At 57.1% G+C, this 13,791-nt stretch carries 13 protein-coding genes; 5 read left to right on the top strand and 8 right to left on the bottom strand.

Annotated elements, in window-relative coordinates:
- Window positions 1–46 precede the first annotated feature (46 nt).
- Window positions 47–1,285 carry an MFS transporter gene (locus BBA90_RS03170; RefSeq protein WP_065647889.1) on the top strand — a complete coding sequence of 413 codons (1,239 nt, stop codon included), beginning with the start codon at window positions 47–49 and terminating at the stop codon, window positions 1,283–1,285.
- A 418-nt stretch (window positions 1,286–1,703) separates the two neighbouring features.
- Here the strand turns inward: BBA90_RS03170 and yieH are convergent, their stop codons facing one another.
- A complete protein-coding gene (gene yieH / locus BBA90_RS03165) occupies window positions 1,704–2,381 on the bottom strand; it encodes a 6-phosphogluconate phosphatase (protein WP_065647888.1) in 678 nt (225 codons plus the stop codon).
- Between the two features lie 149 nt (window positions 2,382–2,530).
- On the opposite strand from yieH, the gene BBA90_RS03160 reads away from it, so the two are divergent.
- Window positions 2,531–3,844, top strand: a complete 1,314-nt coding sequence (locus BBA90_RS03160; protein ID WP_065647887.1) for an NCS2 family permease — start codon at window positions 2,531–2,533, stop codon at window positions 3,842–3,844.
- A gap of 30 nt (window positions 3,845–3,874) precedes the next feature.
- On the opposite strand, the gene BBA90_RS03155 is transcribed toward BBA90_RS03160, so the two are convergent.
- The 7 genes from BBA90_RS03155 to rpmH all read right to left on the bottom strand — a co-directional run bounded on the left by BBA90_RS03155 (window position 3,875) and on the right by rpmH (window position 9,415).
- Entirely contained in the window at window positions 3,875–4,636 is a 762-nt protein-coding gene (locus BBA90_RS03155) for a 4'-phosphopantetheinyl transferase family protein (RefSeq protein WP_065647886.1), read from the bottom strand.
- 181 nt (window positions 4,637–4,817) lie between these two features.
- The gene (locus tag BBA90_RS03150) at window positions 4,818–5,408 is read right to left on the bottom strand and encodes a malonic semialdehyde reductase (RefSeq protein ID WP_065647885.1); all 591 of its coding nucleotides are present in this window, start codon (window positions 5,406–5,408) and stop codon (window positions 4,818–4,820) included.
- Window positions 5,409–5,559: 151 nt separating this feature from the next.
- Entirely contained in the window at window positions 5,560–6,924 is a 1,365-nt protein-coding gene (mnmE, locus tag BBA90_RS03145) for a tRNA uridine-5-carboxymethylaminomethyl(34) synthesis GTPase MnmE (protein ID WP_065647884.1), read from the bottom strand.
- Window positions 6,925–7,029: 105 nt separating this feature from the next.
- Window positions 7,030–8,676, bottom strand: coding sequence for a membrane protein insertase YidC (yidC, locus tag BBA90_RS03140; protein ID WP_065647883.1), 1,647 nt, complete (start codon window positions 8,674–8,676; stop codon window positions 7,030–7,032).
- 2 nt (window positions 8,677–8,678) lie between these two features.
- Entirely contained in the window at window positions 8,679–8,936 is a 258-nt protein-coding gene (gene yidD, locus BBA90_RS18570) for a membrane protein insertion efficiency factor YidD (RefSeq protein WP_071668252.1), read from the bottom strand.
- Window positions 8,900–9,259, bottom strand: coding sequence for a ribonuclease P protein component (gene rnpA, locus BBA90_RS18565; protein ID WP_071668251.1), 360 nt, complete (start codon window positions 9,257–9,259; stop codon window positions 8,900–8,902). The genes yidD and rnpA overlap by 37 nt, the downstream gene beginning before the upstream one ends.
- 15 nt (window positions 9,260–9,274) lie before the next feature.
- Window positions 9,275–9,415, bottom strand: coding sequence for a 50S ribosomal protein L34 (gene rpmH, locus BBA90_RS18560; RefSeq protein ID WP_003849659.1), 141 nt, complete (start codon window positions 9,413–9,415; stop codon window positions 9,275–9,277).
- Window positions 9,416–10,014: 599 nt separating this feature from the next.
- Between rpmH and dnaA the strand changes: the two genes are divergently transcribed.
- The 3 genes from dnaA to recF all read left to right on the top strand — a co-directional run bounded on the left by dnaA (window position 10,015) and on the right by recF (window position 13,785).
- A complete protein-coding gene (gene dnaA, locus BBA90_RS03130; RefSeq protein WP_039381492.1) occupies window positions 10,015–11,418 on the top strand; it encodes a chromosomal replication initiator protein DnaA in 1,404 nt (467 codons plus the stop codon).
- Window positions 11,419–11,423: 5 nt separating this feature from the next.
- Window positions 11,424–12,524 (top strand): DNA polymerase III subunit beta, encoded by a 1,101-nt coding sequence (gene dnaN / locus BBA90_RS03125; RefSeq protein ID WP_065647881.1) that lies wholly within the window; start codon window positions 11,424–11,426, stop codon window positions 12,522–12,524.
- A 172-nt stretch (window positions 12,525–12,696) separates the two neighbouring features.
- On the top strand, window positions 12,697–13,785 hold the full coding sequence (recF, locus tag BBA90_RS03120) for a DNA replication/repair protein RecF (RefSeq protein ID WP_065647880.1): 1,089 nt from the start codon (window positions 12,697–12,699) through the stop codon (window positions 13,783–13,785).
- Window positions 13,786–13,791: the final 6 nt, after the last annotated feature.

Genomic DNA, 13,791 nt, shown 5'->3' with positions numbered 1-13,791 from the left:
CCCGCTCTTTATACTTGGCGCACTTTTTTTCGCCAGGTACTCTTTTATGTCCCTTTCCCGCTCTGCTAAACCTGCCGTAACGCCGGCTAAAGCGATGCTGGCCGCAATCAGCGGCTACGCCATGGATGGATTTGATCTGCTGATCCTCGGTTTTATGCTGCCGGCCATCAGCGTATCGCTGGTACTCGACCCGTCGCAGGCGGGCTCGCTGGTGACCTGGACGCTGATTGGTGCAGTGATCGGCGGCATTCTGTTTGGTCATCTCAGCGATCGCTTTGGCCGGATCCGCATCCTGACCGTGACGATACTGATGTTTTCCCTGTTTACCGGTCTGTGCGCGGTGGCGCAGGGCTACTGGGATCTGCTGGCGTACCGGACCCTGGCCGGGGTGGGGCTGGGCGGTGAATTTGGTATCGGTATGGCGCTGATCGCCGAAGCCTGGCCGCAGGAGAAGCGCAACCGTGCATCGGCCTGGGTCGGCATCGGCTGGCAGCTCGGCGTCCTGCTGGCTGCCTTTATCACGCCGCCGCTGCTCAGCGTAATTGGCTGGCGCGGCATGTTTCTGGTGGGCATGCTGCCTGCGCTACTCTCCTTTGTGCTGCGGCGCAGTATGGGTGAGCCGGAGAGCTTCACACGGCAGGTAAAAAGCGTACCGGCACTCTCATTTACAGCCCGTATAAAAATGCTGTTTGCTGACCGTGCCACCCGCAAAGCGAGCCTGGGCATTTTTATCCTCTGCTCGGTACAGAACTTTGGCTACTACGGTCTGATGATCTGGATGCCGAGCTATCTCTCCTCCAGCTTTGGTTTCAGCCTGACAAAATCGGGACTGTGGACCGCGGTGACCGTAGTGGGTATGACCCTGGGGATCTGGCTGTTTGGCGTGCTGGCCGATCGCTTCGCCCGCTGGAAAATTTTTCTGCTGTACCAGTTCGGTGCCGTGGCGATGGTGGTGGTGTATGCGCAGCTACGCGATCCGACGATCATGCTGTTTACCGGCGCCATCATGGGGATGTTTGTTAACGGCATGATTGGCGGCTATGGCGCGCTGATCTCCGATACGTTTCCGCCGCAGGCGCGTGCCACCGCGCAAAATGTACTGTTTAACCTCGGGCGCGGCGTTGGCGGTTTTGGTCCGCTGGTGATTGGCGCGCTGGCTACGCAGATTTCATTTACCGCGGCCATTACGCTGCTGGCGCTGATTTATCTGCTGGATATTTTCGCCACGCTGTTTCTGCTGCCGAAGAAGCAGAGTAATGAGGACTCGCTGGGCGCAATAGGCTGATAGCCTGCACGCACGCCAGGGGCGCATAAATGCGCGCCCTACAAAACATTGCAGGGGCGGCATTAGATGCATCCGCAGGGGCGGCATTTATGCCGCCCTGGTGTAAGGCGGTGCCGCCCGGGTCATCAGGCGATGCACGGCGTCTCATGCCAGGGGCGCATAAATGCGCCCCCTACAAAACATTGCAGGGGCAGCATTAGATGCATCCGCAGGGGCGGCATTCATGCCGCCCTGGTATCAGGCGATACCGCCCGGTTCATCAGGCGATGCACGGCGTCTCGTACCAGGGGCGCATAAATGCGCCCCCTACAAAACATTGCAGGGGCAGCATTAGATGCATCCGCAGGGGCGGCATTCATGCCGCCCTGGTATCAGGCGATGCACGGCGTCTCATACCAGGGGCGCATAAATGCGCCGCCTACAAAACATTGCAGGTGGATACCAGCGTCCAGCCGCGTGCCTGCCACAGCGCCGGTAGCTGCGCCATATCATCAAACCGCGTTACCAGCGGATGATCGATTGCGGGATTATGCGCATCGGCGCAGTAATAAAACACCGGAATACCTGCGGCAATGCCGGCGCGGGCGCCCGCTTCGGAATCATCCACCAGAATGCAGCGGTCAAGCGGCACCTGCATCTGTTCTGCGGCGTGAAACATCAGCTGCGGATCGGGTTTCCATGCCTGAATGTCATAGCCGCTGTAGAGGCGATCGGTAAACCACGGCAGCATGCCGGTGAGACCCAGCGAATGCTGCATTTTCTTTACCGGTCCGTTGGAAACCACGCACATCGGAACGCGGATCTGCGCCACCAGCGCCGCTGCACCGCTGATCGGCTGCAGCTCTTGCTCAAACAGGCGTGCGACTTCGGTGCGATAGGCGTGCTCCACCTCTGTTACCGGCAGCGCCTGATGATACTGTTCGCTGATGTCGCGAATAATGTCGTAAAGCTTCACGCCTTTATACCGCTCAAACATCTGCTGCAGCGATAGCGTAATGCCATAGCGCGCAAAAGTATTCACATAGCCCTGCGTGCAGAGCATTTCGCTGTCGACCAGCGTGCCGTCACAATCAAAGAACACACATTCCACTGTCATTGCATTCTATCCTTTTGATAACTGTTCAGCTTTTACTCTAGCCTGGATTACGCCAGGCAGCAGCAGGCAACCGGTTGCGAAAATTCCGTGTTTTACCGCGATAAAGCCTATAGGATACGCGGCGATAAATTTTTCAGCGGAACAGCAAAATGAAGACTCAGGGCCTGCTGCAGCGCATATTTAAACTGCAGGAACACGGGACCACGGTACGCACTGAAGTGATTGCCGGGTTCACCACTTTTCTGACGATGGTCTATATCGTCTTTGTTAACCCGCAAATCCTCGGCGCTGCCGGTATGGATACCCAGGCGGTATTTGTCACCACCTGCCTGATTGCCGCCTTTGGCAGTATCCTGATGGGGCTGATAGCAAACCTGCCGGTTGCGCTGGCACCGGCGATGGGTCTGAACGCCTTTTTCGCTTTTGTGGTAGTCGGTGCAATGGGGTATTCCTGGCAAATAGGGATGGGCGCCATTTTCTGGGGCGCGCTGGGACTGCTGATTCTGACGCTGCTGCGCGTGCGCTACTGGATGATAGCCAATATTCCGCTCTGCCTGCGTACCGGGATCACCGCCGGTATTGGCCTGTTTATCGCAATGATGGGGCTGAAAAATGCCGGCATCATTGTGCCAAACGCGGAAACGCTGGTGGCGGTCGGTAATCTGACGTCGCACAGCGTGCTGCTGGGGGCGCTGGGCTTTTTCATTATCGCTATTCTGGCATCGCGTAATATTCATGCGGCGGTGCTGGTCTCTATTGTGGTCACAACCAGCATAGGCCTTGCGCTGGGTGACGTCAGGTTCACCGGTTTCTTTGCGCCGCCGCCGTCAATCTCGGCGGTAGTGGGTGCGGTGGATATTAAAGGCGCGTTCAATATCGGTATGGCAGGCGTGATCTTCTCCTTTATGCTGGTCAATCTGTTTGACTCGTCCGGTACGCTGATTGGCGTGACGGATAAAGCGGGCCTGACCGATGAAAAAGGAACGTTTCCGCGTATGAAGCAGGCGCTGTATGTGGACAGCATCAGCTCCGTCACGGGGGCGCTGGCCGGTACGTCATCGGTGACAGCCTATATTGAGAGTTCGTCAGGGGTTGCCATTGGCGGCCGTACCGGGCTGATGGCGGTTATTACCGGCCTGCTGTTCCTGCTGGCGATATTCCTGTCGCCGCTGGCGGCGATGGTGCCGGGCTATGCGGCAGCGGGTGCGCTGATCTATGTCGGCGTACTGATGACGGCATCGCTGTCGCGCGTACGCTGGGACGATCTTACCGAAGCGGTACCGGCCTTTGTCACCGCGGCGATGATGCCGTTCAGTTTCTCAATTACGGAAGGGATCGCGCTGGGCTTTATCGCCTACTGCGTGATGAAGCTGGGAACCGGACGCTGGCGTGAAATCAGCCCCTGTGTCGTGGTGGTTGCGCTGTTGTTTACACTGAAAATCGCGTTTATCGACGCGCACTGACGCTCCAGGTGGCCTGGGTGGCCACCCGCTTCAGAGCTGTCGCATCTCCTGCTGTCCGGCGATACGCTCGCCGGGCAGGCTGGTCAGCCGCAGCGTATGCGAATCCATGTTCGGCTTATTCATTTCAATATCACGCAGCGCAACCCACTGCTGCTGCGCGTCAATCTCCCACAGACGCAGATGCTCTGTGCCAGGTGAAAGTGCACATGACCAGACCAGCGTCGGCTCGGCGTCGCAGATGGCCTGAATATCGGGAAATACCGTGGACCGCAACCGGCCTGACGCCGGATGAAGCCGCAGCGAAGAGAGGCCCCGATCTGCTTCATCGGTCAGCTTGAGAACGCTCTGGCGCAGCGTCCAGATTTGCGTTGCTGCCTCCATAAAATCCTGCTGCGCGTTGATCCACGCTTTTTCACCGGAAGAGAGCTCCTGCATCAGCGCTTCCTGCGTCTGCCGGCTGTGCGCGCGCACAATCTCCATATCCAGTCCGGCACGCCCGCCTTCTTCCGCCAGCAGCACGCCGGTGATATGGCCTGTATAGGAGATGCTGAAATCAGGCAGGGCCGGGTCGGCAAAGCGCGGACGCCCGCTGTTGCTGACGCTCAGCTGCGGCAGCTGATCAATGCCGTAGATCCGCAGCATCAGCTGTGCCAGCAGTTCGCGGGCAGCCAGAAAACGCCCGCGTCGCCGGTCGGGCAGACGGGCTGCGCTATCCAGCACATCCGGGGGGATCCGTGAAGTCGTTACCGGCAGGGGCGTGGTGCCCGTCCAGCGCACAAAATGACCAGCCATCTGTCGCTCCGTGAAAATGGGCGAATAATCATCAGCGGCATTGTAAGAATTTTCTTAGATGTTTGCATCCGGCTTTCCCTGAAGAACGGTAAATTCAGATAAGACTGAATATCAGCGCGGAATAAGGCGGGACAGAAACTCTGCCGGACCGACCGGCAGAGCGCAGACGGACTGCCGGCTTTCAGGCAAAGGCGGTGGCTTCATCGAAACTGAGTCGCGTCAGGCGCGGATGCAGTTTACCTGCCTCACCGTAGCCAAGATTGATCAGCATGTTAACCTGCCATTTGCTTTCGCTGAAGAAAGCGGCATTAACTTTGGCGGGATCAAAGCCGGACATCGGACCGGCATCCAGACCGAGCGAACGCGCGGCAAGGATCATGTAGCCTGCCTGCAGGCTGCTGTTACGGAACGCGGTCTCTTTTGTCAGCTCCGGGCTGCTGGTAAACCAGTTGCGCGCGTCACCAAACGGAAACAGTTTTGGCAGCTGCTCAAAAAATTCCGGATCCCAGGCGACAATCACCGTTACCGGTGCCGACATGGTTTTGTCCACGTTGCCTGAAGAGAGGGCGGGCTTCAGCTTTGCTTTGCCTTCCGCCGAGGTAACAAACACAAAGCGGCCCGGCGAACAGTTAGCAGAGGTCGGGCCCAGTGCTGTCAGGGTATAGAGCTCCCGCAGCAACGCCTGTGAAACCGGCTTATTCTGCCAGTGGCTGTGGGTGCGGGCGTCAGTAAACAGCGCATCAAGCGCCGCGCTGTCGAGCGGTGTACTCATGTTTCTCTCCTGTTCAGGCTGCGGCGCAGGCCCGGTTTTTAGCATGAATAATAGAGGCTGCGTTTAACGCAGCCTTCATCGTTATACTGCAAAGGAGAAAGGGTGCCAAATAACAAAGATGTATGATCGACCGGCAAAGAGCGGTACGCGCTTATTTCCCGATGCAGAAGCTGGAGAAAATACGGCCCAGCAGATCGTCAGAGGTAAATTCGCCGGTGATTTCACTCAGCGCCTGCTGTGCCAGCCGCAGCTCTTCCGCGAGCAGCTCTCCCGCCCACGCGCCCAGCAGCTGCGCTTTTCCCTGCTGCAGATGTGCGGCGGCACTCTCCAGCGCCTGCAGGTGGCGGCGGCGCGCAAGGAACCCGCCTTCCATATTTCCGGCAAAGCCCATGCTCTGCTTCAGATGATCTCGCAGCGTTTCCACGCCGTCGCCGGTCCGGGCTGAAAGGCGGATCAGCGCATGGCCGTTTGCCTCACTCAGTCCCAGGGTCTCACCGGTCATGTCCGCTTTGTTACGCACTACGGTAATGGGCAGCGCCGCCGGTAAGCGCGCGACAAAATCGGGCCAGATAGCCGCTGCCTCGGTAGCGTCCGTGGTTGTACCATCCACCATAAACAGCACCCGATCGGCCTGTTCAATCTCCTGCCAGGCGCGCTCAATGCCGATGCGCTCCACTTCATCGCTGGCTTCACGCAGTCCGGCGGTATCAATGATGTGCAGCGGCATTCCATCAATATGAATATGTTCGCGCAGAACATCGCGCGTGGTGCCGGCAATGTCAGTGACGATAGCCGCTTCGCGTCCCGCCAGCGCATTCAGCAGGCTCGATTTACCTGCGTTCGGGCGCCCGGCAATCACCACTTTCATGCCTTCACGCAGCAGGCTGCCCTGACGCGCTTCGGCGCGTACGCCATTCAGGTCGCCGATCACCGCATTAAGCTGCGCTTCAATCTTACCGTCGGAAAGAAAGTCGATCTCCTCATCCGGAAAGTCGATGGCGGCCTCGACATAGATACGCAGATGGGTCAGCGCTTCCACCAGCGCATTCACGCGCTGTGAAAATACACCCTGCAGCGAGTTCACCGCCGAGCGCGCCGCCTGCTCCGAGCTGGCATCAATCAGGTCGGCAATCGCCTCGGCCTGCGCCAGATCGAGCTTGTCATTCAGAAACGCACGCTCAGAAAACTCACCCGGTTGCGCAATGCGCAGGCCGGGCAGGGCGACAATGCGTTTCAGCAGCAGGTCGAGGATCACCGGTCCGCCGTGACCCTGCAGCTCCAGGACATCTTCACCGGTAAAGGAGTTCGGACCCGGGAACCACAGCGCAATGCCCTGATCCAGCACGCTGCCGTCTGCATCGGTAAAGGGCAGGTAATCGGCGTAGCGCGGCTTTGGCAGTTTACCCAGCACAGCCTGTGCAACGTCTGCTGCCCGGCTGCCTGAGATACGCAGTATACCGACGCCGCCGCGGCCCGGCGGGGTTGCCTGCGCAACGATAGTATCGCTGTGGCTCATGATCGTCCTCTTGCCCGCGCTGTGCCGGGCTGAAAAAATAGAAAAAAAACAGGGCGACATAAATGCCGCCCCTTGATTATACCTGTTGCTCAGCCGGGCTGAAGGTTACGCTTTCTTCTTGTCGCGGCTATGCAGGCCCCGTTTTTCCAGGCCGCGGTAAATCAGCTGCTGCTGGAGAATGGTGACCAGGTTGCTGACGATGTAGTACAGCACCAGACCCGCCGGGAACCACAGGAAGAAGACGGTGAAGATCACCGGCATATAGGTCATGATCTTCTGCTGCATAGGATCGGTCACGGTGGTCGGTGACATCTTCTGGATGAAGAACATGGTGATCCCCATCAGCACCGGCAGAATGTAGTACGGGTCCTGCGCAGAGAGGTCATGGATCCACAGTACAAACGGCGCGTGGCGCAGTTCTACCGAGCCAGACAGCATATAGTAGAGTGCCAGGAAGATTGGCATCTGAATAACCAGCGGCAGACAGCCACCCAGCGGATTCACTTTTTCCGCTTTGTAGAGCGCCATCATTTCCTGGCTCTGCTTCTGCTTGTCATCGCCCAGACGCTCACGCATCGCCTGAATCTTCGGCTGCAGCATGCGCATCTTGGCCATCGAGGTGTACTGCGCTTTGGTCAGCGGGTACATGATGCCGCGCACGATGAAGGTGATGACGATAATGGAGAAGCCCCAGTTACCGATAAAGCTGTGCAGGAACTTCAGCAGCTTGAACAGCGGCTGAGAGATAAACCACAGCCAGCCGTAATCCACGGTCAGGTCAAGGTGCGGCGCAATGGCAGCCATCTTATCCTGAATTTCCGGGCCGACCCACAGCGTTGCGCCCAGCGTCTGCTGTGCACCTGCACCAACCGTAACCGGCGCTGACTTATAGCCAATCGCCGCCACACCGTTGCCGAGGTTGCTGGTATACAGGGTGTTGTTGCCCTGTGTACGCGGCACCCATGCCGTGGCGAAATACTGCTGCAGCATCGCGACCCAGCCGTTGCTGGTGGTGGTGCTCAGGTTTTCGTTATCAGCGATGGTATCGAACTTATATTTCTCATATTTCGCATCGCTGGTGGAGTAGGCGGCACCGCGGAAGGTGTGCAGCGCAAAGTTGTTGCTGCCCGTATCGCGATGTTTAGGCAGGTCGATGGTCTGCTTCAGCTGACCAAACATCGCCACTTCCAGCGGCTGCTGTGAGGTGTTATTGATGTTGTAGTCAACGTTAACCGCAAACTCGCCACGCTTAAAGATGAAGGTTTTGGTATAAACCACACCGTTTTCGCCGGTCCAGCTCAGCGGCACACGCAGTTCAGTCTGGCCATCGGCCATGTCAAAGCTATCCTGTGCGGCAGTATAGAGTGGACGCGCGCCATTGTTCGGGTTATCCGGGCCGTTACGACCGGTCAGGCCGCTCTGCGCCTGATAAACAAATGCCGGCGTGGTTTCCAGCAGCTGGAATGGGGCGTCGGAGCCGAGCTTATCCGGGTAGGTCAGCAGCTGAGCCTGTTCAATATCACCACCGCGCGTGTTGATATTAAGTGACAGGACGTCAGTTTTAACGGTGATCGTTTTGCCCTGACCGCTGGCCGGCACGCCGGAAGTGGCGGCATCACCCGCTGCGCTGCTTGTGTTCTGCGTGGTCTGGGTCTGCTGTGGCTGCGGAGCGTGGTCCGTCTGCCAGGCTTGCCAGATCATAAAAGACACGAACAGAAAAGCGATGAGAAAAAGATTGCGTTGCGAATCCATCGTTAATGTTCTCTGGTATCAAAGGTTTTTGGCGGCACAGGATCGTCGCCACCCGGGTTCAAGGGGTGGCATTTTAATACGCGTTTAATCGTCAACCAACTGCCTTTTATCACGCCGAAACGGCGCAGGGCCTCAATCCCGTACTGCGAACAGGTGGGATGGAACCGGCAATGAGGTCCCAGCAGAGGGCTGATAGCGCGTTGATAGACGCGTATCAGGGCGATCAGGAGCCGCGAGCCAGGCGACAGTGACGACGCCATAGTTTCTCCAACGCTTCCATCAGTGCCCGGTTATCGAGGTCGGCAATCCCTTTTTTCGCAACAATAACAAAATCCATCGCAGGCAGTTCATGCTGACGCAGACGAAAACTTTCGCGGGTCAATCGCTTGATCCGGTTGCGTTCATGCGCGCGCTTTACATGTTTTTTAGCGACGGTAAGACCGATGCGGGGATGCCCCAGCGAATTGCGGCGGCCGAGGATGGTGATTTGCGGCGTGCCAGCCCGAAGAGGTTGCTGGAAGACGAAAGTGAAATGAGCGGGAGTTAACAAACGTAACTCCCTGGGAAATGCGAGCTGAACCACGAGGGTTAGCTTTTATTACTTAGAAACGGTCAGACGAGAACGGCCTTTAGCACGACGACGTGCCAGAACCTGACGACCATTTTTGGTTGCCATACGAGCACGGAAGCCGTGTGAACGGTTGCGCTTCAGTACGGACGGTTGAAAAGTGCGTTTCATGGCGATTTCTACCTAAACTTGAAAAATTTCACTGGGTGACGCGTTTTCGGGGCAGTAAAGCGACCGACGCCTCAATGTGTCTTTAATAAAGAGGCGGGATTGTAATAATTGTACAGTCCGGAGTCAATTTACTTCGCTGGTCGCGGGACCTGAATACCCGGAAACACCGCAATTCCGGGCATTAATGCACCACGTGCCAATGCCGGGTGGGGAATTATACGGCCTGTAAAGGAAAGCGCAAGGATCGTCCAGGATCTTCTTGCGATCGCACACGCTATCCACAGGGAAAAAAACGCGACGGCGGCTGAAAAATTCGCGTCTGCTGTGCGATCTTCGCTTGCTTTTTTGCCAGAACGGATAAACTGTTCAAAGGTTTTACACCCTGTGGATAAATTGGATCAAAACTGTGTAGAAAGGGAAGATCTCTGGTGCGCTTTGCGCTATGATCCGCCCTTCCGCTGACGATCCTCACTGCGATCGCCGGGGATGACTACCGCAGACAGCGGTCGCAGGCGCTTTCTGACCGCCTGTGTCAAAAAAGACAGTTTCTATTATTAGCGCCTGAAATTCTTATCGATTTTGTACGAGTGGAGTCCGCCGTGTCACTTACGCTTTGGCAACAGTGTCTTGCCCGTTTGCAGGATGAATTACCTGCCACCGAATTCAGCATGTGGATCCGTCCACTGCAGGCTGAGTTAAACGACAATACGCTGGCCTTGTATGCACCAAATCGGTTTGTACTCGACTGGGTTCGGGATAAATATCTCAACAGTATTAACGGGCTGCTGAACGAATTCTGCGGCGCAAATGTGCCGTTGCTGCGATTTGAAGTGGGCACGCGTCCTGTGGCTCAGGTTGCCGCTGCGCAGCCGGTGATGACCAGTACCGTCAGTGCGCCGGCGCCGGTGGAAACCCGCCCGGCACCGGCACAGCTGCTGCGTCCGAGCTGGGATTCCGTACCGGCACCTGCAGATGTGACGTATCGTTCGAATGTGAACAACCGCCATAACTTCGACAACTTTGTTGAGGGTAAATCGAACCAGCTGGCGCGCGCGGCGGCACGTCAGGTGGCTGATAACCCCGGTGGGGCCTATAACCCGTTATTCCTGTATGGCGGCACAGGCCTGGGTAAAACGCACCTGCTGCACGCGGTAGGGAATGGCATTATTGCCCGCAAGCCCAACGCCAAAGTGGTCTACATGCACTCTGAGCGCTTTGTGCAGGACATGGTAAAAGCGCTGCAGAACAATGCGATTGAAGAGTTCAAACGCTACTATCGTTCTGTGGACGCACTGCTGATCGATGATATCCAGTTCTTTGCCAATAAAGAGCGCTCGCAGGAGGAGTTTTTTCACACCTTCAACGCGCTGCTGGAAGGCAATCAGCAGATCATTCTCACCTCTGACCGTTATCCTAAAGAGATTAACGGCGTGGAAGATCGTCTGAAGTCGCGCTTCGGCTGGGGGCTGACTGTCGCCATCGAGCCGCCTGAGCTGGAAACGCGCGTGGCTATTCTGATGAAAAAAGCGGATGAGAATGACATCCGCCTGCCGGGTGAAGTCGCTTTCTTTATTGCCAAGCGTCTGCGTTCCAACGTGCGTGAGCTTGAAGGCGCGCTGAACCGCGTGATCGCAAATGCCAACTTTACCGGACGCGCCATTACTATCGACTTCGTGCGTGAAGCGCTGCGTGATTTGCTGGCGCTGCAGGAGAAGCTGGTTACCATCGACAACATTCAGAAAACCGTAGCGGAATATTACAAAATCAAAGTGGCGGATTTGCTGTCGAAACGCCGGTCGCGCTCTGTGGCGCGGCCGCGTCAAATGGCGATGGCGATGGCAAAAGAGCTGACCAACCATAGTCTGCCAGAGATTGGCGATGCGTTTGGTGGCCGTGACCATACCACCGTGCTGCACGCCTGCCGTAAAATAGAGCAGCTGCGTGAAGAGAGCCACGACATCAAAGAAGATTTCTCTAACCTTATCCGAACATTATCTTCCTGACGCATATGAAATTTATTGTTGAACGTGAGCAGTTGCTGAAGCCCCTGCAACAGGTAAGTGGTCCGCTTGGCGGACGTCCGACGCTGCCGATCCTCGGAAATTTGCTGCTGCAGGTAAATGAAGGATCGTTGCTGCTGACCGGAACCGATCTGGAAATGGAAATGGTGGCACGCGTGGCGCTGAATCAGGCTCACGAGCCGGGTGCAACCACGGTGCCGGCGCGCAAATTCCTTGATATCTGCCGCGGCCTGCCGGAAGGCGCTGAAATCAGCGTTATGCTGGAAGGCGATCGCATGCTGGTGCGTTCCGGGCGCAGTCGTTTTTCGCTGTCAACGCTGCCCGCCAGCGATTTTCCCAACCTGGATGACTGGCAAAGCGAAGTTGAATTTACGCTGCCGCAGGCCACGCTGAAACGGCTGATTGAAGCCACGCAGTTTTCAATGGCGCATCAGGATGTACGCTACTATCTCAACGGTATGCTGTTTGAAACCGAAGGTGAAGAGCTGCGTACCGTCGCCACTGACGGCCACCGTCTGGCGGTCTGCGCCATGCCGATTGGCCAGGCGCTGCCAGACCACTCTGTAATCGTACCGCGTAAAGGGGTGATTGAGCTGGTTCGGCTGCTGGACGGGGGCGAGAACCCGCTGCGCGTGCAGATTGGCAGCAGTAACATCCGGGCGCACGTCGGCGATTTCATCTTTACCTCTAAGCTGGTGGATGGTCGTTTTCCTGATTACCGGCGCGTGCTGCCAAAAAATCCGGACAAGGCGCTGGAGGCGGGCTGCGATCTGCTCAAGCAGGCGTTTGCCCGTGCGGCCATTTTATCTAATGAAAAATTCCGCGGCGTACGCATCTATATCACCGAAAATCAGCTGAAAATCACGGCAAACAATCCGGAGCAGGAAGAGGCAGAAGAGATGCTGGATGTCTCTTACAGCGGCACCGAGCTGGAGATTGGCTTCAACGTCAGTTACGTACTGGATGTGCTGAATGCGCTGAAGTGTGAGAACGTCCGTCTGCTGCTCACCGACTCTGTGTCCAGCGTACAGATTGAAGACGTAGCCAGTCCAGCTGCGGCATACGTCGTCATGCCGATGCGCTTGTAGCAGAAAATATCGGCCTGGCTTACTTGCCATTCTGGTCCCGGGCAGTGCTCGCCCCTGGTCACATACTTCAGTATGCTCCCAGGATCTGCGCGCTGGCCGTGACCAGACTGCCTGCGCCGCCAACGGCCCGCATTGTTAACGTTAGGCTATTCCCTTCTGGCTGGATTCGTTCATGGCTTTAACCCGCCTTCTGATTAAAGATTTTCGTAATATTGAGCAGGCTGACTTAGACCTGGCACCCGGTTTCAACTTCCTCGTCGGCGCCAACGGCAGCGGTAAAACCAGCGTGCTGGAGGCGATTTACACGCTGGGCCACGGGCGGGCGTTTCGCAGCCTGCAGGCGGGACGGGTGATCCGTCATGAGCAGGAGGCGTTTGTACTGCACGGGCGTATTGATGGCAGCGGTGAACGCGCGCTGGCGGTGGGGCTGACCAAAAATCGTGCCGGCGACAGTAAAGTGCGGATTGACGGCAGCGACGGGCATAAAGTGGCTGAACTGGCACAGCTGCTGCCGATGCAGCTGATTACGCCCGAGGGGTTTACATTGCTCAACGGCGGCCCCAAATACCGCAGAGCCTATATCGACTGGGGCTGTTTTCATGCTTACCCTGGTTTTTTTATCGCCTGGAGCAATCTGCGTCGCCTGCTGAAGCAGCGCAACGCGGCACTGCGTCAGGCCTCACGCTACAGCCAAATCCGTCCGTGGGATCAGGAGCTGGTACCGCTGGCCGCACAGATCAGCGCCTGGCGCGCAGAGTACAGCGCGGCCATTGCCAGTGAGATCACTGCGACCTGCAGCCAGTTCTTGCCTGAGTTTGCCCTGTCGTTCTCTTTCCAGCGCGGCTGGGATAAAGAGAGCGACTATGGCGACCTGCTGGAGCGCAATTTTGAGCGCGATCGCGCGCTTACCTACACCGCCAGCGGCCCGCACAAAGCGGATTTCCGTATTCGTGCAGAAGGGACGCCGGTAGAAGATTTACTCTCACGCGGACAGCTGAAGCTGCTGATGTGCGCGCTGCGCTTAGCGCAGGGCGAGTACCTGACGCGCAGCAGCGGACGTCGCTGTTTATACCTGATTGATGACTTCGCATCCGAGCTGGATGACACACGCCGGCGACTGCTGGCAGAGCGGCTGAAAGCCACACAGGCTCAGGTGTTTGTCAGCGCTATTGGCACAGAGCATGTAATCGATATGAGCGACGAAAAGGGCAAGATGTTCCGCGTGGAACAGGGTAAAATAGCGGTTCAACCTGAAGATTAAATGAGC

It is taken from the genome of Pantoea eucrina (assembly GCF_001691555.1).
In the GTDB taxonomy this organism is placed as follows: domain Bacteria; phylum Pseudomonadota; class Gammaproteobacteria; order Enterobacterales; family Enterobacteriaceae; genus Pantoea; species Pantoea borealis.
The sequence above is the reverse complement of the archived record's forward strand: the minus strand, read 5'-3'. Positions and strand labels throughout refer to the sequence as shown.

Excerpts from the sequence above, each read along its gene's own strand:
- BBA90_RS03170 (WP_065647889.1), top strand. The coding sequence starts at position 47 with ATGTCCCTTTCCCGCTCTGCTAAACCTGCCGTAACGCCGGCTAAAGCG.
- yieH (WP_065647888.1), bottom strand. The coding sequence starts at position 2,381 with ATGACAGTGGAATGTGTGTTCTTTGATTGTGACGGCACGCTGGTCGAC.
- BBA90_RS03160 (WP_065647887.1), top strand. The coding sequence starts at position 2,531 with ATGAAGACTCAGGGCCTGCTGCAGCGCATATTTAAACTGCAGGAACAC.
- BBA90_RS03155 (WP_065647886.1), bottom strand. The coding sequence starts at position 4,636 with ATGGCTGGTCATTTTGTGCGCTGGACGGGCACCACGCCCCTGCCGGTA.
- BBA90_RS03150 (WP_065647885.1), bottom strand. The coding sequence starts at position 5,408 with ATGAGTACACCGCTCGACAGCGCGGCGCTTGATGCGCTGTTTACTGAC.
- mnmE (WP_065647884.1), bottom strand. The coding sequence starts at position 6,924 with ATGAGCCACAGCGATACTATCGTTGCGCAGGCAACCCCGCCGGGCCGC.
- yidC (WP_065647883.1), bottom strand. The coding sequence starts at position 8,676 with ATGGATTCGCAACGCAATCTTTTTCTCATCGCTTTTCTGTTCGTGTCT.
- yidD (WP_071668252.1), bottom strand. The coding sequence starts at position 8,936 with ATGGCGTCGTCACTGTCGCCTGGCTCGCGGCTCCTGATCGCCCTGATA.
- rpmH (WP_003849659.1), bottom strand. The coding sequence starts at position 9,415 with ATGAAACGCACTTTTCAACCGTCCGTACTGAAGCGCAACCGTTCACAC.
- dnaN (WP_065647881.1), top strand. The coding sequence starts at position 11,424 with ATGAAATTTATTGTTGAACGTGAGCAGTTGCTGAAGCCCCTGCAACAG.
- recF (WP_065647880.1), top strand. The coding sequence starts at position 12,697 with ATGGCTTTAACCCGCCTTCTGATTAAAGATTTTCGTAATATTGAGCAG.